25 protein-coding genes are annotated in these 23,474 nt (G+C 69.0%); 9 read left to right on the forward strand and 16 right to left on the reverse strand.

The features are described from left to right. Nucleotides 1–38: 38 nt before the first annotated feature. The 8 genes from VGF12_RS02925 to VGF12_RS02960 are packed head-to-tail and all read right to left on the reverse strand — an operon-like array spanning nucleotide 39 to nucleotide 5,923. Nucleotides 39–641 carry a Maf family protein gene (locus tag VGF12_RS02925; protein WP_331174547.1) on the reverse strand — a complete coding sequence of 201 codons (603 nt, stop codon included), beginning with the start codon at nucleotides 639–641 and terminating at the stop codon, nucleotides 39–41. After that, nucleotides 634–1,101 (reverse strand): 23S rRNA (pseudouridine(1915)-N(3))-methyltransferase RlmH, encoded by a 468-nt coding sequence (gene rlmH / locus VGF12_RS02930; protein WP_331174548.1) that lies wholly within the window; start codon nucleotides 1,099–1,101, stop codon nucleotides 634–636. The genes VGF12_RS02925 and rlmH overlap by 8 nt, the downstream gene beginning before the upstream one ends. Next, on the reverse strand, nucleotides 1,101–1,778 hold the full coding sequence (gene rsfS / locus VGF12_RS02935; RefSeq protein ID WP_331174549.1) for a ribosome silencing factor: 678 nt from the start codon (nucleotides 1,776–1,778) through the stop codon (nucleotides 1,101–1,103). The genes rlmH and rsfS overlap by 1 nt, the downstream gene beginning before the upstream one ends. Continuing rightward, entirely contained in the window at nucleotides 1,779–2,366 is a 588-nt protein-coding gene (gene nadD, locus VGF12_RS02940; protein ID WP_331174550.1) for a nicotinate-nucleotide adenylyltransferase, read from the reverse strand. Continuing rightward, complete coding sequence (hemF, locus tag VGF12_RS02945) at nucleotides 2,363–3,298, reverse strand: oxygen-dependent coproporphyrinogen oxidase (RefSeq protein WP_331174551.1); 936 nt, start codon at nucleotides 3,296–3,298, stop codon at nucleotides 2,363–2,365. The genes nadD and hemF overlap by 4 nt, the downstream gene beginning before the upstream one ends. After that, nucleotides 3,295–3,924: a 1-acyl-sn-glycerol-3-phosphate acyltransferase gene (locus tag VGF12_RS02950; protein ID WP_331174552.1), complete on the reverse strand. Its 630-nt coding sequence runs from the start codon at nucleotides 3,922–3,924 to the stop codon at nucleotides 3,295–3,297. Before VGF12_RS02950 ends, hemF begins: the two co-directional genes overlap by 4 nt. Beyond that, nucleotides 3,921–5,201: a phosphoribosylamine--glycine ligase gene (purD, locus tag VGF12_RS02955; RefSeq protein WP_331174553.1), complete on the reverse strand. Its 1,281-nt coding sequence runs from the start codon at nucleotides 5,199–5,201 to the stop codon at nucleotides 3,921–3,923. The genes VGF12_RS02950 and purD overlap by 4 nt, the downstream gene beginning before the upstream one ends. Beyond that, a complete protein-coding gene (locus tag VGF12_RS02960) occupies nucleotides 5,201–5,923 on the reverse strand; it encodes a YebC/PmpR family DNA-binding transcriptional regulator (protein ID WP_331174554.1) in 723 nt (240 codons plus the stop codon). The genes purD and VGF12_RS02960 overlap by 1 nt, the downstream gene beginning before the upstream one ends. A 76-nt stretch (nucleotides 5,924–5,999) precedes the next feature. On the opposite strand from VGF12_RS02960, the gene VGF12_RS02965 reads away from it, so the two are divergent. The 7 genes from VGF12_RS02965 to VGF12_RS02995 all read left to right on the forward strand — a co-directional run bounded on the left by VGF12_RS02965 (nucleotide 6,000) and on the right by VGF12_RS02995 (nucleotide 14,096). After that, a complete protein-coding gene (locus VGF12_RS02965) occupies nucleotides 6,000–7,553 on the forward strand; it encodes a helicase HerA-like domain-containing protein (RefSeq protein ID WP_331174555.1) in 1,554 nt (517 codons plus the stop codon). A gap of 69 nt (nucleotides 7,554–7,622) precedes the next feature. After that, entirely contained in the window at nucleotides 7,623–9,185 is a 1,563-nt protein-coding gene (locus tag VGF12_RS02970) for a methyl-accepting chemotaxis protein (RefSeq protein WP_331174556.1), read from the forward strand. Between the two features lie 86 nt (nucleotides 9,186–9,271). Beyond that, nucleotides 9,272–10,339 (forward strand): sensor histidine kinase, encoded by a 1,068-nt coding sequence (locus VGF12_RS02975; protein WP_331174557.1) that lies wholly within the window; start codon nucleotides 9,272–9,274, stop codon nucleotides 10,337–10,339. After that, a complete protein-coding gene (locus VGF12_RS02980; RefSeq protein WP_331174558.1) occupies nucleotides 10,336–11,115 on the forward strand; it encodes a LytTR family DNA-binding domain-containing protein in 780 nt (259 codons plus the stop codon). The genes VGF12_RS02975 and VGF12_RS02980 overlap by 4 nt, the downstream gene beginning before the upstream one ends. A 48-nt stretch (nucleotides 11,116–11,163) precedes the next feature. Continuing rightward, nucleotides 11,164–11,421: a hypothetical protein gene (locus VGF12_RS02985; protein WP_331174559.1), complete on the forward strand. Its 258-nt coding sequence runs from the start codon at nucleotides 11,164–11,166 to the stop codon at nucleotides 11,419–11,421. A 23-nt stretch (nucleotides 11,422–11,444) separates the two neighbouring features. After that, nucleotides 11,445–12,260: a hypothetical protein gene (locus tag VGF12_RS02990; RefSeq protein ID WP_331174560.1), complete on the forward strand. Its 816-nt coding sequence runs from the start codon at nucleotides 11,445–11,447 to the stop codon at nucleotides 12,258–12,260. A 66-nt stretch (nucleotides 12,261–12,326) separates the two neighbouring features. Then, the gene (locus tag VGF12_RS02995; RefSeq protein WP_331174561.1) at nucleotides 12,327–14,096 is read left to right on the forward strand and encodes a glutamine--tRNA ligase/YqeY domain fusion protein; all 1,770 of its coding nucleotides are present in this window, start codon (nucleotides 12,327–12,329) and stop codon (nucleotides 14,094–14,096) included. A 15-nt stretch (nucleotides 14,097–14,111) separates the two neighbouring features. On the opposite strand, the gene VGF12_RS03000 is transcribed toward VGF12_RS02995, so the two are convergent. From VGF12_RS03000 to dbpA, 4 genes are all read right to left on the reverse strand, one after another. Then, nucleotides 14,112–14,840, reverse strand: coding sequence for a substrate-binding periplasmic protein (locus VGF12_RS03000; RefSeq protein ID WP_331174562.1), 729 nt, complete (start codon nucleotides 14,838–14,840; stop codon nucleotides 14,112–14,114). 130 nt (nucleotides 14,841–14,970) lie between these two features. Beyond that, the gene (locus VGF12_RS03005) at nucleotides 14,971–15,195 is read right to left on the reverse strand and encodes a hypothetical protein (RefSeq protein WP_331174563.1); all 225 of its coding nucleotides are present in this window, start codon (nucleotides 15,193–15,195) and stop codon (nucleotides 14,971–14,973) included. Nucleotides 15,196–15,313: 118 nt separating this feature from the next. Then, the gene (locus VGF12_RS03010; protein ID WP_331174564.1) at nucleotides 15,314–16,168 is read right to left on the reverse strand and encodes a hypothetical protein; all 855 of its coding nucleotides are present in this window, start codon (nucleotides 16,166–16,168) and stop codon (nucleotides 15,314–15,316) included. A gap of 127 nt (nucleotides 16,169–16,295) precedes the next feature. After that, complete coding sequence (dbpA, locus tag VGF12_RS03015; RefSeq protein ID WP_331174565.1) at nucleotides 16,296–17,696, reverse strand: ATP-dependent RNA helicase DbpA; 1,401 nt, start codon at nucleotides 17,694–17,696, stop codon at nucleotides 16,296–16,298. Nucleotides 17,697–17,832: 136 nt separating this feature from the next. On the opposite strand from dbpA, the gene VGF12_RS03020 reads away from it, so the two are divergent. Then, nucleotides 17,833–18,351 carry a hypothetical protein gene (locus VGF12_RS03020; RefSeq protein WP_331174566.1) on the forward strand — a complete coding sequence of 173 codons (519 nt, stop codon included), beginning with the start codon at nucleotides 17,833–17,835 and terminating at the stop codon, nucleotides 18,349–18,351. Nucleotides 18,352–18,358: 7 nt separating this feature from the next. Here VGF12_RS03020 and VGF12_RS03025 read toward each other — a convergent pair whose 3' ends face one another. From VGF12_RS03025 to VGF12_RS03035, 3 genes are all read right to left on the reverse strand, one after another. Next, nucleotides 18,359–18,703 carry a translation initiation factor Sui1 gene (locus tag VGF12_RS03025; protein ID WP_331174567.1) on the reverse strand — a complete coding sequence of 115 codons (345 nt, stop codon included), beginning with the start codon at nucleotides 18,701–18,703 and terminating at the stop codon, nucleotides 18,359–18,361. Nucleotides 18,704–18,753: 50 nt separating this feature from the next. Beyond that, nucleotides 18,754–19,386 (reverse strand): PEP-CTERM sorting domain-containing protein, encoded by a 633-nt coding sequence (locus VGF12_RS03030; protein ID WP_331174568.1) that lies wholly within the window; start codon nucleotides 19,384–19,386, stop codon nucleotides 18,754–18,756. Nucleotides 19,387–19,493: 107 nt separating this feature from the next. Continuing rightward, nucleotides 19,494–21,725, reverse strand: coding sequence for a S9 family peptidase (locus tag VGF12_RS03035; RefSeq protein WP_331174569.1), 2,232 nt, complete (start codon nucleotides 21,723–21,725; stop codon nucleotides 19,494–19,496). Nucleotides 21,726–21,866: 141 nt separating this feature from the next. Here VGF12_RS03035 and VGF12_RS03040 point away from each other — a divergent pair, with 141 nt between their 5' ends. Next, entirely contained in the window at nucleotides 21,867–22,526 is a 660-nt protein-coding gene (locus tag VGF12_RS03040; protein ID WP_331174570.1) for a peroxiredoxin, read from the forward strand. Here VGF12_RS03040 and VGF12_RS03045 read toward each other — a convergent pair whose 3' ends face one another. Beyond that, complete coding sequence (locus VGF12_RS03045; protein WP_331174571.1) at nucleotides 22,527–23,465, reverse strand: LysR family transcriptional regulator; 939 nt, start codon at nucleotides 23,463–23,465, stop codon at nucleotides 22,527–22,529. Nucleotides 23,466–23,474: the final 9 nt, after the last annotated feature.

Consider the following 23,474-nt stretch of genomic DNA (forward strand, 5'->3'; position numbering starts at 1 on the left):
TGAATGCTGATGCGTGCCGCCGCCCCCAGCGGCACGCATCAGAACTCGAAGCCGAATTTCTCCAACAGCGCGGCGGTCTCAAAGAGGGGCAACCCCATGATGCCCGAGTAGCTGCCGGCAATCTTCACGATCCAGGCGGCGGCCTGACTCTGGATGGCGTAGCTGCCAGCCTTTCCGAAGGGTTCGCGGCTGGCGACATAGCGCTCGATCTGCGCCGCAGACAGCGGCGCGAACTCGACCTCGGACACGTTCAGCGCCGCCACGCGCCGCGTCGCGTCGGCCACCGCGACGGCCGTGATGACGCGGTGGCTGCGGCCGGACATCAGCGCCAGCATGCGGGCAGCGTCGGCCTCGTCCTCGGGCTTGCCGAGGATCTGTGTGCCGACGGCCACCGTCGTGTCGGCGCACAGGATGGGTGCCAGCGGCAGGTCGCGCGCGGCGTGACGGGCCAGCGCCGCATCGAGCTTGGCGGCCGTGACGCGGGCGCAGTACGCTTCGGGCAACTCGCCGGCCAGGACCGCCTCCAGCGCCTCGGCGTCCTCGTCGTCCCCGGGCAGGAGCAGCTCGTGCTCGACGCCGATCTGCGCCAGCAACTGGCGGCGGCGCGGGCTTTGCGAGGCGAGGTAGACAAGCTTATTCACGGTGATAGGGGTGGCCGGTCGTCACCGTCCAGGCTCGGTACAGCCCTTCGGCCAGCAGAACTCGGGCGAAGGCATGGGGCAGGGTCAGGTCGGACAGGCGCAGCGTCTCGTCGGCGGTGGCCTTCAACGCGGGATGTAGTCCGTCCGGGCCGCCGATGACGAGGGCCGCGTCACGGCCCTCGCCCATCCACAGCCTCAGACGCTCGGCGAGTTGCACGGACGTGCGGCGTTCGCCACGCTCGTCCAGGATGATGCGGCGCACACCCTTCGGCAGCGCGGCCTCGATGCGCGCCGCCTCGGCCGCCATCAGCTGCTCCGCCGTCTTGCTGCCGCGCGTCTCAGCCTTGACGACCTTGAGCTCGAGCTTCAGCTCCGGCGGGAAGCGCTTGGCGAAATCCTCGTAGGCCGCGTCGGCCCAGGCCGGCTGGCGCTGGCCCACGGCGACTAGCAGCAGGCGCATCAGGCCTTCTTGGCGGCGGTCTTCTTGGCCGGTGCCTTCTTGGCCACGACCTTCTTGGCCGGCGCCTTCACGGGTGCCGCCTTCACGGGTGGCGCCTTCTTGGCGGCGGTCTTGGCCGGAGCGGCCTTCTTCGCCGCAGGCTTGGCTGCGCCGACCTTGATGGTCTTGGCCGCCGGCGTCTTGCTGCCGACGACGCGGCTCACGCCCTTCTTCGCAGGCGCAGCCTTCTTCGCCGCCGATGCCTTCTTGGCCGGCGCCGCAGCCTTCTTGGCCGGCGTGGCCCGCTTGGCCGGGGCAGGCTCTTCGGAGGCCTTCACGAGCTTCACCTCACCGCTGCCGAGCTTGAGCTTGACGGGCTTGTCGCCCCAAATCTCCTCGAGGTGGTAGTAATCGCGGATGGAAGGTTGCATCACGTGCACGACGGCAGCGCCGCAGTCCACAATGATCCATTCACCGTTGTCCTCACCTTCGGTACGCATGACCTGCATGCCACGACCCTTGACGGTCTCACGGACGCTGGAGGCCAGGGCCTTGGTCTGCCGGTTGCTTGTGCCGGACGCGATGATGACGCGCTCGAACAGCGGAGACAGATGCTCGGTATTGAACACGACGATGTTCTGAGCCTTCACGTCTTCGAGACCATCGACGATGGCGCGTTGCAGCTTGCGGATATCCATTCAGTGCTTCTTCTCGTAGAGGCGATGCGAGGCAATATAGCTCGCGACCTCGGCGCCCACCATGGGGCTGATGTCCTCGCCACGAGCGACGGCGTCGCGCACGGCGGTGGACGAAAGGGGCAAGTCGGGCAGGGCCAGCACCTGGATGCGGTGCTCAGGCAGGCCCGGCGGCGCGACGACGGCTTCGCCGCCGCGGGGCACGACGACCAGCGTGGCCAGTGCCATAACGGTTTCGACCTGATACCAGGTCGGCAGCCGCGCGTATTGGTCCTGGCCGATGAGGAACATCAGCTCGGCACCCGGATTTTGGGCGGCGAACTCGCGCAGCGTGTCGGCCGAAAAGCTGGGGCCGCGGCGATGCAGCTCGCGCTCGTCGAGCACGAAACGCGGCTCATCGGCGATGAGCCGCTGGATCATGCCCACGCGGTGGACGGCGGCGGCCATGACCTGATCCGGCTTCTGCCATTGCCGGCCAGCGGGCAGCCAGACCAGGCGGTCCGGCGCCAGCGCGTCCAGCACGAAGCGGGCAAAGGCCAGATGGCCCAGATGCGGCGGGTCGAAACTGCCCCCGAAGATGGCGAGTCTCACAGCCACAGCCCCGACGGCGTTTCATCAGCCCAGTCGCGCGGGCGCAGGAAGTCGGTGTACAGCCGCGCCTCCGGCGTGCCCGGTTCCGGCGCCCAGTCGTAACGCCACTTCACCTGCGGCGGCATGGACATCAGGATGGACTCCGTGCGCCCACCGGACTGCAGGCCGAACAGCGTGCCGCGGTCCCAGACCAGGTTGAACTCGACGTAGCGGCCCCGACGGTAGGCCTGGAAATCGCGCTCTCGCTCGCCGTAGGCATAGCCCTGGCGGCGCTCGACGATGGGCAGGTAGGCGTGGACAAACGCGTCGCCCACCGAGCGGATCAGCGCAAAGCCGGCATCGAAGCCTCCCTCCGCGAAATCGTCGAAGAAGATGCCGCCGATGCCGCGCGGCTCGTTGCGGTGCTTCAGGAAGAAGTAGTCATCGCACCATGTCTTGAACTTCGGATGCAGGGCCGGCCCATGGGGCGCCAGTGCATCGCGGCAGACGCGGTGGAAATGCTGGGCGTCACGCTCGTAGCCGTAGTAGGGCGTGAGGTCCATGCCACCGCCGAACCAGGTCACCGCTGGCGCGTCCGGCGGCAGGGCAATGAAGGCGCGCACGTTCATGTGCACCGTCGGCACGAAGGGATTGTGCGGGTGCAGCACCAGCGACACGCCCATGGCCTCGAAGGGCGCCCCGGCCAATTCCGGCCGATGCTGGGTGGCCGAGGGCGGCAGCACACGGCCCTTGACGTGCGAGAAGTTGACGCCACCGCGCTCAAACACCGAGCCGCCCTCGATAAGGCGGGACAGGCCATCGCCTTCGAGCCGGCCACCTGGCTCACGGCTCCAGCCGTCGCGCAGGAAGGCATTGCCGTCGGCCGCCTCCAGGGCGGCGACGATGCGCTGTTGCAGGTCGAGCAGATAGTCGCGGACGGCTTGGGTGTTCATGGACGCGGGCGCAGGGGCTGGATCGGGCTGGCAAGCTCGGGGCGCTTGCCGGCGCGGGGGCCGAGGTAGTCGGCAAAGGCGGCGAAGTCGGCCTGCACGTCACCGGTCAGCTTGATGAAGCGCGTCAGCGATACCACGCGCTGCTGGAAATCGAAATAGCACAGCCCCACCGGCACCCCGGCCTGCACGGCCACCTGGTAGGCGCCGGTGCGCCAGCCGGACGTCAGCGAGCGGGTCCCTTCCGGCGCGACGGCCAGCCAGAAGCGCTCGCCGCGAGCGGCGGCGGCCTGCATCTGCTGCACCGTGTCGTTGACGATGCCGTGGCGGCTGCTGCGGTCCACGGCCACGCCGCCAATCCAGCGCACCCAGCGTCCCAGCAGCGGCACCTTGAAAAGGCTGTCCTTGCCCCAGAAGCGCAGCTGCAGGCCCAGGGCCCACTTGGCCAGCACGCCGACGACAAAGTCCCAGTTGGATGTGTGCGGGTACACGAGGATGACACCCTGCTGCGCGGGCAGACCGGGGGCGTCCACCATCCAGCCGAACAGGCGCAGCAAGCCACGCGCCAGGCGGCTCTGTCGGCCGTGGGGAAGCAGCGGCCCGGTCAGGACGGCAGGGGTCTGGGTCAACGCTTGATGGCCCGGTGGCCGATGTCGGAGCGATACTGGCGACCGGCGAACTGGATGCCCGAGGCCGCGTCGTAGGCGCGCTGCGCGGCCGTGCGCACGGACTCGCCCAGGGCCGTCACGCAAAGCACGCGGCCTCCGCTGGTCACCAGGTGGCCGTCGGCCATGGCCGTGCCGGCGTGGAAGACCATGGCTTCGTCTTCATCGTCGGGCAGGCCGGTGATGGTGTCTCCCTTGCGAGGATTCAACGGATAGCCCTCGGCAGCGAGCACGACCCCCAGTGCCACACGGCGGTCCCATTGCAACTCGACCTGATCCAGCGTGCCGTCGGTGGCGTGCATCAGCAGCTCGAAGAGATCACTCTTGAGCCGCATCATGATGGGCTGAGTCTCGGGGTCACCCATGCGAGTGTTGAACTCGACGGTGCGCGGCTGGCCCTGGTCGTCGATCATCAGGCCGGCGTAGAGGAAGCCGGTGAAGGGACGACCGTCCTTGGCCATGCCGGCGATGGTCGGCTGGATGATCTCGTGCATGACCTTGGCGTGCACGTTGGGCGTCACGACCGGTGCAGGCGAGTAGGCCCCCATGCCGCCGGTGTTGGGGCCCTGGTCGTTGTCGAGCAGCCGCTTGTGGTCCTGGCTGGTGGCCAGCGACACGACATGCTTGCCGTCGCAGACGACGATGAAGCTGGCCTCTTCTCCGGCGAGGAAGTCCTCGATGACCACACGCGCGCCACCCTCGTTGTGCGTCACGCCGAGCTTGTTGTCCTCCAGGATCCACGCGATCGCCTCGTGGGCCTCCTCCAGCGTCATCGCGACGACGACGCCCTTGCCCGCTGCCAGGCCGTCGGCCTTGATGACGATGGGGGCGCCGCGGCCGTCCACGTAGGCGTGGGCGGCGGCCGGGTCGGAGAAGGTCTCGTAGGCGGCCGTGGGGATGCCGTGGCGCTTCATGAAGTCCTTGGCGAATGCCTTGGAGCTCTCGAGCTGGGCCGCGGCCTTGGTGGGACCGAAGATGCGCAGGCCGCGGGCGCGGAACTCGTCCACCACGCCGGCGGCCAACGCCGCCTCGGGGCCGACGACGGTCAGCGTGATCTTTTGCTCGACGGCGAAGTCGGCCAGCGCCTTCACATCCGTGAGGGGCACGTTCTCCAGCCGCTCGTCGCGCGCCGTGCCGCCATTGCCGGGCGCCACGAACACCTGGCTGACACGCTCGCCCTGGGCCAGCTTCCAGGCCAGTGCGTGTTCACGGCCGCCGTTGCCGATGACAAGGACTTTCATCAGCCGAGTTCCGCGTTGTGATAGACAGCCTGGACATCGTCGAGATCCTCGAGCACGTCCAGCAGCTTCTGCATGCGCTCGGCGTCCTCGCCGGTGACCTCGATCGGGTTCTCGGCCCGCATCGTCACCTCGGACAGCTCGGGCGTCAGGCCCGCGGCTTCGAGCGCGGCCTTGACAGTCTCGTAGTCGGCCGGCGCGGTCAGCACCTCGATGGCGCCGTCGTCGCCGGAGACGACGTCCTCTGCACCGGCATCCAGCGCCACTTCCATGACTTTGTCTTCCGACGTGCCGGGCGCAAAGATCAACTGGCCGCAGTGCTTGAACTGGAAGGCCACCGAGCCTTCGGTACCCAGGTTGCCGCCGTACTTGCTGAAGGCATGGCGCACCTCGGCCACGGTACGGACGCGGTTGTCCGTCATCGTGTCGAGCATGACGGCCGCGCCGCCGATGCCGTAGCCTTCGTAGCGGATTTCCTCGTAGGTCAACCCATCGATGTTGCCGCTGGCCTTGTCGATGTTGTACTTGATGCGGTCGGCCGGCATGTTGGCGGCCTTGGCCTTGTCGACGGCCAGCCGCAGGCGCGGGTTGTCCTTGATGTCAGGCCCACCCTGGCGCGCGGCGACCGTAATCTCACGGATGATGCGCGTCCAGATCTTGCCGCGCTTCTCGTCCTGGCGGCCTTTGCGGTGTTGGATGTTGGCCCATTTGGAATGTCCGGCCATAAGGTTTGGCTCCCGGCGGCTGAAGGTCAGCGGCCTGATTTATCGTTGGCAGAAGTGTGATTTTAGAGGAGCGCCCATGATCGACCCCATCCTGCTGGCCCGACACGGGGAGACCGAGTGCCTGCTGCTGCCGGCACTGGCCAACCGCCACGGGCTTATCACCGGCGCCACGGGCACCGGCAAGACCATCAGCCTGCAGAAGCTGGCGGAGAGCTTTTCCAAGCTGGGCGTGCCCGTCTTCATGGCCGACGTGAAGGGCGACCTGACTGGCATCAGCCAGCAAGGCAACCCCAGCGAGAAGCTGCTGGCCACGCTGAAGGATCGCGGCATCGAAGCGCCTGAGAAGCTGGCCTGCCCGACGACGCTGTGGGACGTCTTCGGCGAGCAGGGCCACCCGGTGCGGGCCACGGTGTCCGACATGGGCCCGCTGCTGCTGGCCCGCATGCTGGCGCTGAACGAGACCCAGGCCGGCGTGCTGCAGATGGTATTCAAGATCGCCGATGACAACGGTCTGCTGCTGCTGGACCTGAAAGACCTGCGGGCCATGCTGCAGTACGTGGGCGACAACTCGAGTCAGTTCACGACCCAGTACGGCAACGTGTCGGCCGCCAGCGTCGGCGCCATCCAGCGCGGCCTGCTGCAGATCGAGGCCCAGGGCGGCGACAAGTTCTTCGGCGAGCCCATGCTCAACATCGCCGACTTCATGCAGACCGAGGGCGGGCTGGGCGTCATCAACGTGCTGGCCGCCGACAAGCTGATGAACGCGCCACGGCTGTACGCGACCTTCCTGCTGTGGATGCTGAGCGAGCTGTTCGAGCAGTTGCCCGAGGTGGGCGACCTGGATAAGCCGAAACTGGTGTTCTTCTTCGACGAGGCCCACCTGCTGTTCAAGGACGCACCGGACGCGCTGATCGAGCGCATCGAGCTGGTCGTGCGCCTGGTGCGCTCCAAGGGCGTGGGCGTCTACTTCGTGACGCAGAACCCGCTCGACATCCCCGACGCCGTGCTGGGCCAGCTCGGCAACCGCGTGCAGCATGCGCTGCGCGCCTTCACGCCGCGCGACCAGAAGGCGGTCAAGGCAGCCGCCGAGACCATGCGCGCCAAGCCAGGCCTCGACATCGAGACCGCCATCACCGAGCTGGCCGTGGGCGAGGCGCTGGTGAGCCTGCTGGACGAAAAAGGGCGACCCAGCGTCACAGAGCGCGCCTTCGTGCTCCCCCCGGGCAGCCAGATCGGCCCGATCACCCCGGCCCAGCGCCAGGCGTTGATCGCGAATTCACTGGTGGCCGGCGTCTATGAGAAGCAGCTCGACCGGGAGTCCGCCTACGAAAAGCTGACCGGCCGGTCCACCGCAGCGCCCGCGGGCGGCGGCATGGCGGCCGAGGCCGGTTCGGTGTTCAAGGGCGGCCAAGCCGCCCCGCCCCCCGCCGAGCCGACTGGCGGGGGCATGCTGGACGGCCTCAAGGACGTCCTCTTCGGCAGTACCGGCCCGCGCGGCGGCCGCCACCCCGGGCTGGCCGAGAAGGCCGCCCAGTCCGCCGTGCGCAGCATGGGCTCGGCCGTAGGCCGCGAGATCATCCGTGGCGTATTGGGCAGCATCCTCGGAGGAAACAGCAGCCGTAGGCGCTGATCCCGTCGACGCGGCCAGGCCGTTCATGCAGACTCGCAGTGCCCGACGAGGCCACTTAAAGGGAATGGCATGAATGCTCTGAAGCAATTGCGCATCGGCAGTCGACTTGGCATCGCGTTCGCGGTGGTGCTGGCGCTCATGCTGGTTGTCGCCGCGGTCAGCGTGCGCGGCATCTTCAGCGTCGCGGCCGGATTGGAGACGGTCTACCGCGACCGCACCGTGCCGCTGGCCCAGCTGGGCGAGCTGAACAACCTCTCCACGCGCAACCGACTCATCATCGTGGAGATGCTGCGCGCGCCGGGCTTCGACGAGATCAAGCGCCGCAGCGACGAGCTCGCCGCCAACCTCAAGCGTGGCCAGGAGTTGCTGGATCAGTACCTGTCCAGCCATCTGACTGACCAGGAGAAGGACCTGGCGCAGCGCTTCACCGCCACGCGCAAGGCTTACATCGATGAGGGCCTGCTGCCTGTCAGCACAGCGCTGTCCACCGGCGGCATGAGCACCGCACTGCTGATCTACGAAGAGAAGACGCTGCCGCTGGCCACGAAGTCACGGGAACTGTCGGACCAGCTCGTCAAGCTGCAGATCGACGAGGCCGCCGCCGAGTACCAGCGAGGCCAGGACACGCGAGGCACAGCGATCGCGATGACCGTCCTGCTCACCTCCGTCGCCCTGCTGCTGGGCGGCGCCCTCGCCTGGCTGATCACGCGCTCGATCACCGAGCCGGTGCGGCGCGCCGTCGGCTTCGCCCAGGCTGTGGCGGGGGGCGACCTGACGACGGCCATCGACGCCGACGGTCGCGACGAGATCGCGACGCTGCTGGGTGCGCTGAGCCAGATGAACGAAGGCCTCGTCAACATCGTGCGCCAAGTGCGTCATGGCGCGGATTCCATCCTCACCGGCGCCGGCGAGATTGCCAGCGGCAACGCCGACCTGTCCCAGCGCACCGAGGAGCAGGCCGCCAACCTCGAACAGACCGCGGCCTCCATGGAGGAGATGAACGCCACGGTGCGGCAGAACGCCGACACCGCGCAAACCGCCACCCAACTGGCCGAGTCGGCCAGCGGCGTCGCAGTCCGCGGCGGCGAGGTGGTGCAGAAGGTCATCGCGACCATGGGCGACATCTCGGCCAGCTCGCGCAAGATCGCCGACATCATCGGCACCATCGACGGCATCGCCTTCCAGACCAACATCCTGGCGCTGAACGCCGCGGTGGAGGCGGCGCGCGCCGGCGAGCAGGGGCGGGGCTTTGCCGTCGTGGCCGGCGAGGTGCGGGCGCTGGCCCAGCGCAGCGCCCAGGCGGCGCGCGAGATCAAGGCCCTGATCGGCCAGAGCGTGGACAACGTCGATGCAGGCTCCCGCCTCGTCGGCGACGCCGGCACCACGATGACGGAGATCGTCTCCCAGGTCAGGCGCGTGGCCGACCTGATCGGCGAGATCGGCTCCGCCACGCAAGAGCAGACCACCGGCATCGGCCAGGTCAGCGAGGCGGTGTCGCAACTGGACAGGGTCACGCAGCAGAACGCGGCGCTGGTGGAGCAGGCCGCCGCCGCCGCAGACAGCCTGCGCAGTCAGGCGCAGCGCATGAACGAGGTGGTCGGCGTGTTCAGGATCGCCGCCAGCGGCCACTGACGCCCGCCTGCCTCCGCTGACGCCCGCCCTGCCCCGCCCGTCGCAGCCGGCTGGCGCCACGCGCGCCAGGGCATCATGCTGCACCGATGAGCACCCGCACCGACCCGACCGGCGAATGGCGCACCCTGATCCTGGGCACGATCGGGATCTGCACCCTCGTGGGCCTGCTGAACTTCCTGATCCGCGGCGGTCAGTTGGGCATGAGCATGCTGTATTCGTTCGCCATCGGCACGCAGATCTCGGCCTACATCTCGCTGCTGCACATGGGTCTGGAACGGCTGCGTCGCCGCGGCCGGCCCGATTTGCCGCAAGGTGCATGGATCAGTTGGGGCTGGATGATGCCCTGCATCCTCATCGGTTCGGTGGCCGGCTACGCCGGCGGCCAGTGGCTGGCCGACCTGGTCAGCGGCAACCAGTCCGTGCCGCTGTGGCAGCTGCCGGGCCGCCGCGTGTCCCTCTCCCTCGGCTTCACGCTGCTGGTGTCGCTGCTGGCCTCGATGTTCTTCTTCGCGGTTTACAAGCTCAACACCGCCCGGCTGGCCCAGGCCGAGGCGCAGCGCCAGGCGGCCGAGGCGCAGCTCACGCTGCTGCAGAGTCAGCTGGAACCGCACATGCTGTTCAACACGCTGGCCCACCTGCGCGTGCTCATCAAGCTCAGGCCCGACGAGGCTCAGCAGATGCTGGACCGCCTCATCGACTACCTGCGCGCCACGCTGCAGGCCAGCCGGGCCACCGAGCACGCCCTGGCTGACGAGTTCGAGCGCCTGTCCGACTACCTGGCGCTGATGCAGCTGCGCATGGGCGAGCGGCTGCGCGTGGCGCTGGACCTGCCCGGCGACCTGGGGGGCGTCCCCATCCCGCCGCTGTTGCTGCAGCCGCTGGTGGAGAACGCCATCAAGCATGGGCTGGAGCCCCATGTGGATGGCGGCGAGCTGCGCGTGGCGGCGCGGCGCGAGACCGGCCGCCTGGTGCTGGAGGTGCTGGACAGCGGCGCCGGCCTGGGCACCGCCAGCGAGCTGCCCGGCGTCGGCACCGGCTTCGGTCTCGCCCAGGTCCGCGAACGGCTGGCCCGGCGCTACGGCGACGAGGCCGGTTTCACACTGACGCCCCGCCCGAGCGGCGGCAGCGCCGCACGCATTGAGATCCCGACATGACCCCCACCGCCCTCATCGCTGAAGACGAACTCCTGTTGGCTGTCAACCTGCGCGCCGAGCTGGTCGCGGCCTGGCCCGCGCTTGAGATCGTGGCCCAGGCCGCCAACGGCACTGCCGCCGTCGAAATGGCCATTCAGCACCGGCCGCAGCTCTGCTTCCTGGACATCCGCATGCCCGGCATGACGGGGCTGGAAGCAGCGCAAGCCATCACGGAGGACTGGCCCGGCGACGCCGGCGCCCTGCCACTGTTCGTCTTCGTGACGGCCTACGACCAGTACGCCCTGCAGGCGTTCGACGCCGCCGCGGCCGACTACCTGCTCAAGCCCGTCACGCCGGAGCGACTGGCCCAATGCGTGCGACGACTCCAGGCACGACTGGCCCAGCCGGCAGCGGAGGACGCCACGCTGGCCTCGCTGCGGCGGTTGCTGGCCCAGGCCGCCACGCCCGTGCCGCGCCTTCGCCACCTGCAGGCGACCGTGGGCGAAGCCATCGAACTGGTGCCGGTGGACGACATCGTGTACCTCGAAGCCGCCGACAAGTACGTGCGAGCCGTCACGGCCCAGCGTGACTACTGGGTGCGCGCGCCGCTGCGCGACCTGCTGCCGCAACTGGACGGCGAGCGCTTCTGGCAGGTGCACCGCTCCACGGTCGTCCAGATCGACGCGGTCGCCCGCGCCCAGCGCCAGGAGAACGGCACCGTGGTGCTGGCGCTGCGCCAGCGGCCAGAGACGCTGACCGTCAGCCGCGTGCACGCGAATCGTTTCAAGGCGTTGTAGCGCGGTAGCGGCAAATCGATGGAAACCGTATAAACGGTTTTCATCATCATGAGCCGCGACCGCAAACCCGCCCCCAGCCCGGAGCGCGCCCGACTCGTGCGCGATGGCTTCACCATGCCCGAGGCCGACTACGCCTTGCTCAAGGAGCTCAAGTACCGGCTGCACGAGGCGCACCGCGAAGCCAAGAAGAGCGAACTGCTGCGTGCCGGCCTGCGGGCGCTGGCTGAACTGGACGCACAGTCCCTGGCCGCCGCACTGGACCGGCTGGAACCCGTCAAGACCGGACGGCCGCGCAAATCAGGCTAGGCCTGCGCCCCGAGGAGACAACCATGAGTGACGCAACCTACTGGTGGCATCTGCTCTGCGCCATAGCCGGCCTGAACCTCGTCGCCTGGACGGCCTCCACCGCCTGGCTGCACCGCAACCGGCCCGACGGCACGACCTGGCCCCACCAGCGCCTGCAGCTGCTGCTGTCGGCGCTCTACGTGCTGGGCTGTGGCTACCGCTCCGTGCTGCCGGTCTTCGACGTGCCCCGCGTCGTCATGGTGGATTCCTGGGCGTCCAGCGTTCTCGTGGGCCGCACGGTGGCGACGCTGGCAGAGCTCAGCTTCGCCGCGCAATGGGCGTTGCTGCTGCGCGGTGCCGCGCTGGCGACGGGGCACCGCGCCAGCCTGTGGCTGTCGCATGCCGTTCTGCCGCTGATCGCGCTGGCCGAGCTTCACTCCTGGTACGCAGTGCTGACGACACGCAACATCGGTCACGTCGTCGAGGAGACCCTGTGGGGCACCGTCGCGCTGCTCAGCGTGCTGGCCCTGCTGGCGCTGTGGCCCCGCACGACGGCGCGCGCGCGGCGCTGGCTGGCCCTGGCCATCGTGGCCGGCTCCCTCTATGCGGCCTACATGTTCGCGGTGGACGTGCCCATGTACTGGGCGCGCTGGCTGGCCGACGAGGCCGCCGGCCGGTCCTATCCCAGCCTCGCGGCAGGCGTGGCCGACGCGGCCCACCGCTGGCATGTATCGCACGACTGGGCGCACTGGCGCAGCGAGGTAGTCTGGATGACGCTGTACTTCAGCGTCGCGGTGTGGATCAGCATCGGGCTGGCCCATGTCAGGCTGCCGCTGCGACCGCATCCGCCGGCTCCGTAAAATCGCCCCCTTCCTGCCGGGCCAGGCTCCTGCCTTGGCCCGGTTGCCGTTTCCCAGAAGCCCCCGATGAGCCAAAACTCCCCCGCGGCCGCCCCGGCGACCAACTTCCTGCGCCAGCGCATCGAGCACGACCTCGAGACCGGTGCCTTCGCCGGCCGCCATTTCGCCGGCACCCCCGGCGACGCGGCCCACCATGGCGCCGGCCCGCTGGATGAGGCACGCGTGCGCACCCGCTTCCCGCCGGAGCCCAACGGCTACCTGCATATCGGCCATGCCAAGAGCATCTGCCTGAACTTCGGCCTGGCGCGCGACTACGGCGGCGCCTGCCATCTGCGCTTCGACGACACCAACCCCGAGAAGGAGGAGCAGGAGTACGTCAACGCCATCAAGGAGATGGTGCAGTGGCTGGGCTGGAGCTGGGGCGACAACCTCTACGAAGCCAGCAGCTACTTCGACTTCATGTACGCGGCCGCCGAGGCGCTGGTCAATGCCGGCCATGCCTATGTGGACGAGCAGAGTGCCGAGGAGATGCGCGCCAACCGCGGCGACTTCGGCAAGCCGGGCACCAACAGCCCCTTCCGTGACCGCACGCCGGCGGAGAACCTGGCGCGCCTGCGCGAGATGCGCGACGGCCAGCATGCCGACGGCACCATGGTGCTGCGCGCCAAGATCGACATGGCCTCGCCCAACATCAACCTGCGCGACCCAACGCTGTACCGCATCAAGCATGCGGAACACCACGCCACGGGCAGCAAGTGGTGCATCTACCCGATGTACACCTACGCGCACCCCATCGAGGACGCGCTGGAGCGCATCACGCACAGCATCTGCACCCTGGAGTTCGAGGATCAGCGCCCCTTCTACGACTGGCTGCTGGAGCACCTCGCCGACCTCGGCCTGCTGGCCCGGCCGCTACCCCAGCAGATCGAGTTCGGCCGCCTGAACCTGAACTACGTCGTCACCAGCAAGCGCAAGCTGCGCCAGCTCGTCGAGGAGAAGCACGTCAGCGGCTGGGACGATCCGCGCATGCCCACCCTCGTGGGCCTGCGTCGGCGCGGTTTCACGCCCGAGAGCATCCGCGCGATGGTGGAGGCCACTGGCGCCAGCAAGCAGAACGCCTGGATCGACGACACTGTGCTCGATCAGGCCCTGCGCGCCGACCTGGAGCCGCAGGCCGCCCGCGCCTTCGCCGTGCTGCAGCCACTGAAGCTCAAGCTCACGAACTATGCCGAGGTCTTCGGCAGTGCCGACCACCGCGAGCCCTGCGAGGTCGCCGCGCACCCGCACAAGCCCGAGCTGGGCCTGCGCAAGTTCTCGCTGGGCCCCGAGCTGTGGATCGAGTCCGAGGACTTCATGGAAACGCCCGTGAAGGGCTATTTCCGGCTGTTCCCCGGCAACAAGGTGCGCCTGAAGGCCGGCTACGTCATCGAGTGCACGGGCGCCGAGAAGGATCCCGACGGCAACCTCACCGCCGTGCTCGCCACCGTGATCCCCGACACCAAGAGCGGCACGCCCGGTGCGGATGCGGTCAAGGTCAAGGGCGTCATCGGCTGGGTGGGCGCGCACGAGGCCGTGGCCGCCGAGGTGCGCTTGTACGAACGCCTGTTCGCCGAGCCGCAGCCGGATGCCGGCGGGCGCGACTTCATCGAGTTCCTGAACCCGAACTCGCTGCGCGTCGTGCAGGGCTTCGTCGAGCCGTCACTGGCCGGTGCACCGGCGGATGCCCGCTGGCAGTTCGAGCGCCATGGCTACTTCGTGACCGACCGCATCGACCACCGCGCCGACAAGCCTGTGTTCAACAAGATCACCGGGCTGAAGGACAGCTTCGGCCGCTGACCGCGGCGGTGCCGCTCAGGCCGGCATGCGGTCGTCGCCGAACTCCGCCAGCGCCCGCTGGTAGAGCCGGCTGATGCTGCCGTCGCGGTGCAACGACTCGACGGCCTTCGTCAGCCGATCGATCAGCTCCGGCGTGGCGCTGCGCCGGGACAGGTGCAGCCAGAAAGACTGCCGCTCCACGACCAGCGGCCGCGCGAACTCCTGCATGCGCAAGCCCAACCCGCGCGCCGCGCCGAACAACCCCAGGTTGCTGCCATAGGCAGCATCCACGCGGCGGCTCATCAGCATCTGGATGGCATGCTCGTTGTTGTTCACCGACTGCAGGCGCAGCCCCGCAAGGCTCGTCAGGCTGTCCGGCAGCGGGAAGCTGCGCGGGACGGCCAGCGACTGGCGCGACAGATCCTCCAGCCGCTGCAATGCGGCCTCGCGGCGGGTGACCACCACCGTCGGCAGGGCCAGCACCGGCGCCACCTGGTGCGCCACGGCCTTGAGCTCGTCGTTGGAGAAGCGCAGCACCAGGTCGGAGACACCGTTCTGCAGGCTGAGCACCGTGCGGGCGTAAGGCACGACATGGTTCTCGACCGCCAACCCGGCACGCCGCGCGATCAGCATGCCGATGTCGTACATCAAGCCGCTCGCCCCCTGCGGGCCAACCCGGCCGAAGGGCTCGGACTGGATGGTCTCGATGCGCAGCACCCGGCGCTCGCTCGCCCCCGCCGCGCCGACCGCCCACCAGGCCAGCAAGCCGACCGCGCAGGTTCTACGCCGGCAATCGGGTGTATCCCCGCCGTCCGGATCCCCAGATGTAACTCCCATGCAGGCATTCCACCATGGCCATGGGGGCGTCGAGGGGCATGGGCCGCTCCGAACGAGATCAATTCCTCACCCCACGGGAGCGCAGCACGATGGGCGTGGCGTATTCGCGCCCGACGACGGCACGGGCGAACAGATAGTTCTGCCGCGCCCGGTCACTGAGCGCATCCAGGCTCACGCCGCCCTGCGCGTCGCAGGGGAAGGCGAGCGCGCGTCCGGCCTTGAAAAGGGATTCGAACCGCAGCTCGTAGTCATCGCATATCAGGGGCATGGGGCGTGAGTTCATGGGACACCTCGTCTTGTCCCCAGACTAGGCGCCACGCCCGGTCCTGCACGGTAAAAGTTCGCGAATGCCGGCACCACCCCCCGCGGTTGACCGTCACACCGCCAGGAAGTCACGCCCGTCAGCGCAGCGCTCGCAACACGTCGATCTGGAAGGGCCGGTCGTTCATCTCGACAACGGTGGGGCTGGGCGCGCTCAGCGTCATCAGCCGACGCTGGCCGAGATTGAGCAATGCCAGCGAGGGTTTCAGGTGCTGGCGCAGCAGGGTCTGCAGCGAGCCGTCGGCAAAGGCCTGGCGCAAGCCGCGGGAGATGCGGTCGATGGCGGCGTGGTTGCCGGGGTGGGTGTAGAGGTATTGCGGCAGGTCGTAGGCCAGCAGCAGGCTGTCGTCCAGCGTCAGATCCTTGAGGGCGACATGGGCCTGCAACTCCTGCCCCACCTCCAGCACGCTGCGGCAGAACAGGTCGGCGCGGCCGAGGGCGACCATCTGGAACAGACCTTCGTAGCCGTTGACCTCGGCCACATTGAAGCCGTTGGCGCGCAGGATGTCGGCGTCCGCCCAGCCTCGACCCTGCACATGGCGCAGCCGCGCGACGGCATTCAGCGTGTCGGCCTTGCGCACGAGGGCGCGGTGCGGCGCGTACATGAGGCAGACGCGGTAGCGGTTCACGCCGAGGTGGATGGGAAAGAGCACCGGCACCAGGCCGGCGGCGCGGCCGGCATCCGGCCCGGCGACCAGCATGAAATTGGGCTCGGCCTGCTGGGCCGCCTCCAGCAGCGCGCGCCGCTTGTTCATGGGCGCGGAGAGCTGCAGTTTGTAGGGACCGTCGCTGACGCGCGTCTTGTCCAGCGCCAGTTGCACCGCGTCGCGGATGTAGGCGTTGCGCAGGTCGGTCTCGCTGTCGGGCGCGCGCAGCGTGATCGTCAGCTCCTGCGCACGAGCAGGCCTCGCTGCCGCGATCAGCAGCCCGGCCATCCCCTGAAGCCAACAACGTCTTTTCAGCATGGACAAGACCCGTGTGGGCGCCAATGTAGCGTCGCCATCCGGGCCGAGGAACGGGGGGTTTATCCCCAGGACTGTGCGTTAGGCCGCACTCGGCGCGTCAGTCCGCCAGATCGGCCAGCCGCCGGACCTTGACCTTGCGGCCCTTGAGCTTGCCCAGCGAGAGCCGGCGCACGGCCTCCTGCGCGATGCTGCGCTCCACGGCCACGTAGCTGTGAAAGTCGGTCACGTTGATCTTGCCGATCTGCGTGCCGGCAAAGCCCGCCTCGCCGGTCAGTGCGCCGAGGATGTCACCGGGGCGGATCTTCTCCTTGCGGCCACCGAGGATCTGCAGCGTGTCCATGGCCGGCAGCAGCGGGCCGCCCGGCGCATCCTTGAGGCTGTCCAGTGGCTGCCACGTGAATGGCTCACCCTGCAGTTGCTCGATGCGGCCGATGCGCCCCATTTCGTCCAGGCTGGCCAGGCTCAGCGCGAGGCCCTCAGCCCCCGCGCGGCCGGTACGACCAATACGGTGCACATGCTGCTCGACGTCGGCGCTGATGTCGACGTTGATGACACAGGCCAGGTTGGCGATGTCCAGCCCGCGCGCAGCCACGTCGGTGGCAACGAGCACGGAGGCGCTGCGGTTGGCGAACTGGATCAGTACCTGGTCGCGGTCGCGCTGCTCCAGGTCGCCGTGCAGGGCCAGCGCGACAAAGCCCTGCGCCGCCAGCACGTCTTCCAGGTCGCGGCATTGCTGCTTGGTGTTACAGAACGCGATGGTGGATTCGGGCCGGAAGGCGCGCAACAGGCGCGGGACGGCGTCCAGGCGCTCGGCATCCGTGACCTCGTAGGCGATCTGACGGATGGTCGACGTGGCCGCACTCGTCGCGCCCGCGACCTTCACCGCCTGCGGATCGCGCATGAACTTCCGTGCGATGTCCTTCACGCCCTCGGGGAAGGTGGCCGAGAACAACAGCGTCTGGCGCCGGGCCGGCGCCCGCGCGGCGATGGACTTGATGTCGTCGAGGAAGCCCATGTCCAGCATGCGGTCGGCCTCATCCAGCACCAGCGTGTTCAGCGCGGCGAGGTCCAGTGAGCCGCGCTCCAGGTGATCGATGAGCCGGCCCGGCGTGCCCACCGCGATGTGGGCTCCGAAGGAAAGGCTCTCCATCTGAGGGCGCATCGGGCTGCCGCCGCACAGGCTCAGCACCTTGATGTTGTCAGCGGCGCGAGCCAGGCGGCGGATCTCCTGGGTGACCTGGTCTGCCAGCTCTCGCGTCGGGCACAGCACCAGCGCCTGCACACGCGGCAGCGCGGCGTCCAGGCGGTGCAGCAGCGCGATGGCGAAGGCGGCCGTCTTGCCCGAGCCGGTCTGGGCTTCGCCGATGATGTCCTGCCCGGCCAGGGCCGGCGGCAGGCTGGCGGCCTGGATGGGGGTCATCCGGGCATAGCCGAGCTGGTCGAGGTTGGCCAGCATGGCAGGGCTGAGCGGCAGGCGAGAGAAGGCGGTATCGGTCATCAAGCAATTGTCGAGGCTGTGACTTCCTTCGCAGAACCCGGCGCCGGCGGCACCCGGAATTGCAATTCCTCACATTTCACGGGCTTTCGCTCAATAGCATGCCGCTCGCCCCTGCGTCCGCCCCCCAGCTACTCCCATGCCCGCCGATTCACCCACACCGCCTCCACCATCCCAGCGTCGCTTGCTCAGCGGTGCGGGCGGCACAGGCCGTACAGGCGGCACAGGCAGCACCCGCAGCGGCGGGAGCACGCGTGCGGGCACCGCCGCGGCTGCGGACACCTTCACGGCCACCACGCCCTTCAGCCGTCCGCCGCCCCAGGCCACGCCCCCCGCCAAGGAGAGCCTGCCTCGCTGGGCCAAGGGAGTCGTCATCGGCGGCGTGCTGCTGGCCGTGGCCATGCCGGCCTCGGTGCTGCTGTCACGCTCGATGGCGGTGCAGGGCATGCTGCAGGAGCAGAGCACATCGAAGGCAGCCCTGGTCTGCACGTCCGCCGAGGGCCGTGCGAACGACGACTCCAGCGTGTTGGGCTGGCTGTTCGGTGGCTCGCGCGTGCAGTGCAGCGAATGGGAGACGCGCGAGGCCCGCCAGCAACGCGAACGTGAGCAGTACGAGGCCAATTACCTCGCGCGCCAAAGGGCCAAGCAGGGCTACTAGGCTCGGATCAGCCGCCTGCGCGCTTCACTGTCCAACCCTCAGGCCGGGCCTTCAGCCAGGCGACGAGCTTGTCAGCATGGTCGCCCTGGATCTCCACGACGCCGTCCTTCACCGTGCCGCCGCTGCCGCAGGCGGCCTTGAGTTGCTTGCCCAGCGCGGCAAGTGCCGCGTCCTCCAGGGGCAGGCCGCGCACGACGGTCACGCCCTTGCCCTTGCGGCCGGCCGTTTCGCGGCTTACGCGAACGACGCCGTCGCCCGCGGGCCGCGCCTTGGCCTTGCACGCGCACTGCGCAACCGCCAGGCCGCAAACCGGGCAGGCTCGGCCGAAATCCGTCGAATAGACCAGTGTCATGTTCCGGACTGTAGTGGCCGGCCCGGGGCACTGCCCCGGCCGCGGGTCGTTCAGCGCCCTGCCCGGCCGCGTCGCTTGAAGCCGGCCAGCACGGCGACGCCTGCCAGCCACAGCAGCGCGGTTTCCGGCTCGGGCACGGCGGTGATCTGCGTGACGAAGTAGGCGTGGCCAGTGTGGCCCTGGCTCCAGTCCGCCTGATAGGCCCAGATGGCGGTGGCTTGCGACGACACCCCGGCGAACTGCCCCCAGATCTGCAGGCCTGGCTGGTTCACGCCCATGGACACAGGCGTCTGGGTGGCGGTGGCGAAGCTGGTCTCTGAGACCTTCCAGTTCACGGTGTCGGTGGTCAGGCTGGTCTGGCCGTTGGCAAAGCGCAGGTCACCTCCGCTCAACGTGAAGTCGGCCAGCAGCATGGCCGGACCGCCGAAGGCGTTGTCGGCATCGATCAGCAGATAGACCGACTGCCCGGGTTGCAGCGTGAGGGCGGCGCTACCCAGCGACGACCAGCCGCTGGTCTTGTCGAAAGCCACCGCGCCGGGGTTGCCCAGGTCGGTGGCGATGTAGAGCTTGAAGAAGTCGTCGGCCGTGCCGTTGACCGTCAGCGTGTCGGCAAACGCAGCGGGACCCGCGGCCAGGGCCGCGGCCGACGCAGCGAGAGTCAGGGCATGGGCAAAACGACGCATCGGAGCCTCCTTGAGCTGCTGGCCATGCTAGCCAGTGCAGCACGGCCAGGACAGATCCCCAAGCCCCCGCCTCGGGCGACGCCCCACCCCTCCATCCGAGGGGGACCTCAATGTCCGGTTTGCAGGTGCCGCCCGAAGAAGGCGTCCATCGTGCGGTACAGGTGCAGCCGCGCCGTGCGGCCGGCGATGCCGTGGGCCTTGCCGGGGTAGATCTGCAGGTCGAAAGTCTTGCCGGCGGTCTGCAAGGCCTCGACGAGGCGCAGCGTGTGCTCGAACAGCACGTTGTCGTCGGCCGTGCCATGGACGAGCAGCAGCGGCCCCGCCAGCAGCGCGGCGCGCGACGGCAGGTTCGCGCCGGCATAGTTCGCGGCCTTGCCGCCGTCCGGCATGCCCAGGTAACGCTCCGTATAGGCGGTGTCGTAGAGCGTCCAGTCAGTCACCGGCGCGACGGCCACCGCGGCCGCGAAGGGGGTGTCGCCATCGAGCATTGCGCGTGCGGCCAGGAAGCCGCCATAGCTCCAGCCGAAGAAGCCGATGCGGGCCGGGTCCACGCCAGGAACGCGGCCGGGCAGTTGGCGCACCGCGGCGAACAGGTCTGCCACCTCGACGTTGCCGAAGGCGGCCTGGTGGGCGCGCGTGAACTCGCGGTCGCGATGGGCCATGCCTCGCGTATCCAGCGTCATCACGCCATAGCCACGCTGTTGCCAATAGGCGATCAACGGCATGTCACGGCCCCAGCCCCAATTCACGGTCTGCGCCCCCGGCCCGCCGTAGGCCAGCACGATGGCCGGGCGCTTGCCGTCGCGGCCGTCCCGCGCGGGGAAGAAGAAGGCATTCAGCGGCGTCCGGCCGTCGGCGGCCGCCAGTTGCAGCACCTGCGGCGTGTTGGCGTAGGACTTCAGCTGCGGGTCGGGCGCATCACCGGCCAGCACGATGGCAGCGTCCTGCCCCATGCTGCGCAGCTCGAGGTGCGGCGGCTGGCCCCAGGCGGAGCGCGTAACGAGCAGGCGGCCGCAGGCGCCGTCGGCCTTGGCATCGCGCCACTGACGCGGCGCGGCGCCCGGCACGGGCAGGGCCTTGCCGCCGGCCAGCGGCATGACGAACAGCTCCTGGCTTTTGCCCAGGTCGCCTGCAGCGGCAAAGACCACGCCGCGCGCGCCCACGCAGACGGCGTGCGCGACGGCTTCCGGCTGCTGCGTCAGCGGCGTGCGCGCGCCGCTGGCGCGATCGACCAGCAGCAGCTGGCGACGGCCCGATGCCTCGCTGGACCAGAGCAGGCCCCGAGGTGTCTCAATGAGGTCGTCATGCACCTCCACCCAAGCCGCATCGGTCTCGACGGTGACGTCGCGCGGGACCGAAGCCGCCTTGAACTCGGTCAGCGTCAGCCGCTTCTGGTCGCGCGTGAACCATTGCAGCCAGGGCGTGCCGTCGTCGAACCAGCCGGCACGGGCGATGTATTCGGCCCGGTCCTTGCCGGACCGTGGCAGCGGCAATTCACGGCGCTGGCCACTGGCGGCATCGATGACGAAGGCGGCCACCTGCGCGTTGGCCTCGCCGGCCGCGGGGTAGCGCTGCTCGGTCATCGTCGTGCGGTCCGCGAAGATCTGTGCCCGCGTCTTGATAGCGACGCCCGCGTCGTCCACGCGCAGGGCCAGCAACGACTTGCCGTCCCTGGACCACCAGTAGCCGCGCTGGCGCGAAAGCTCCTCGGCAGCGATGAACTCGGCCAGTCCCCAGCTCAAGGTCTCGCTGCCGTCCATGGTCAGCTGACGCGGCTGCGCGCCGGCGGCGTCCGGGGCGAGGGGCAGCACGAAGAGGTTGCCGCCCTGCACATACGCGAGCGAGCGGCCGTCGGGCGCGCAGCGCGGCTCCTGCTTGGGTGCGCCGGCGTCCAGCGCCAGCTTCTGCGCCTGGGGCCCAGCGGCAGCCAGGCGGACGACATAGAGGTCGCCCGACAGCGGGAACAGCAGCGCGCTGTCATCGCTGCCGCACCACTGATAGCCGGTGATGCCACGCTGGCTGATGCGCTGACGCTCCAGCGCCATCTTCTCGGCTTCGCTGAGCTTTTGCTCGGCGCCGCCCAGCAGGTCCGCCGCGGCCACTAGCTTGCGCGGCTCGCCGCCGGTCGCCGGCTGGGCCCAGAGTTCCAGCACCTCGCTGTCAGCCTGCGACGGACGCAGAAAGCTGACCCATTGCCCGCCCGGCGAGATCTCGGCCTGGCGGGGCAGGCGGCCGGCCAGCGGCGGGTCGGCAGTGATGCGCTCGAGGCTGAGGGCGGCAGGCTGGGCCAGCGCAGCGCTTGTGGCGCAGGCGGCCAGCAGGGACATGATCAGTTTCATCTCCACATGCTAGCTGCGCACCCGGAGCGCGCCGCCCGGCGGCGACTCGATAGACGCATTCCGAACAAGCACATGCACAACACGCATTGGCTTCGTTCATATCATGAGGGCTTGCCAATCGCCATCCATGGAGCAGCCACCATGTCCCTTCGTATCAACGACATCGCCCCCGACTTCACCGCCCAGACCACCCAGGGCGAGATCCGGTTCCACGACTGGATCGGCGACCAGTGGGCCATCCTGTTCTCCCACCCCAAGGACTTCACCCCGGTGTGCACAACCGAGCTGGGCTACATGGCCAAGATCGAGCCCGAGTTCACCAAGCGCAACGCCAAGCTGATCGGCCTGTCGGTGGACCCGGTGGACCACCACCACCGGTGGGCCGCTGACATCGAGGAGACGCAGGGCTACCTGCCCAAGTACCCCATGATCGGCGACCACGACCTCAACGTCGCCAAGCTCTACAACATGCTGCCGGCCGACGAGGCAGGCTCCTCCGACGGCCGCACTGCGACGACCAACGCCACCGTGCGCTCGGTCTTCGTCATCGGCCCGGACAAGAAGATCAAGCTGATGCTGACCTACCCCATGACCACTGGCCGCAACTTCGACGAGATCCTGCGTGTGCTGGACTCGCTGCAGCTGACGGCCAAGCACAAGGTCGCCACGCCGGTGAACTGGAAGCAGGGGGAGGACGTCATCATTGCCGGCTCGGTGTCGGATGAGGACGCCAAGACGCTGTTCCCGCAGGGCTGGAAGGCGCCCAAGCCCTATCTGCGTATCACCAAGCAGCCCACCTGATCAGCCCGAACGACGCGGCTTCGCCGCCGCGTCGCGCTCCCAGGGCGGCACGCCACCGATCTTCTCCACCATGAAATCGATGAAGGCGGTGACGCGCGCCGGCACCAGCCGACGTTGCGGCATCACCGCGTGGATGCCCGTCTCGGGCAGCCTGCAGTCCGGCAACACGACAGTCAGCCGTCCCGCACGAAGGTCGTCGGCCACGTGCCAGGTCGAGTGGATGGCGATGCCCATGCCAGCCACGGCCGCGTCGCGCAGCACTTCGCCCTGGCTGCTCTCCAGCGGGCCGTCCACCTTCACGGCGAGCTCGCGGCCACGCCTGTCATGCATGCGCCACACGTCCGCCCGGCCCTGGCTGCCGACGAGGACGAGGCAGTCGTGCCCGGCCAACTCCTCAGGCCGCGCAGGACTGCCGCGCCGGCGCAGGTAGGCAGGCGACGCGCACAGGACTCGGCGGTTCGCGGCCAGGCGCCGCGCGACGAGACTGGAGTCCTCCATCGCGCCGATGCGCAGAGCCAGGTCGAAGCCGGCCGTCACGAGGTCATGCATCTGGTCCGACAGGTCCACGCTGAGCCGCAGCTGTGGGTGACGCCGCATGAACTCCGGCAAATGCGGCGACACATAGTGCCGCGCGAAAGTGGCCGACGTCGTCAGGCGCAGCGTGCCACTGACACCCGTGCCGGCCTGGCGAAGGCCCGACATCAGCGTCTGCAGGTCGTCCACCAGCGGACGGCCCTGCGCGGCGAGCGCCAGGCCTTCGTCGGTGGGTGTGAGGCTGCGCGTCGTGCGGTGGAAGAGCCGAACGCCCAGCGAATGCTCAAGCGCCCGCAGCCGCTGGCTGGCCACGGCCACCGACAGGTCCAAGCTGCGCGCCGCGGCACTGATGGAACCGGCGTCGAACACGCGAAGGAAGAGGTTCAGGTCATCGACACGGCTCATGCCTGGCAC

The organism is Roseateles sp. (assembly GCF_036404855.1).
Lineage (GTDB): Bacteria > Pseudomonadota > Gammaproteobacteria > Burkholderiales > Burkholderiaceae_C > Pelomonas.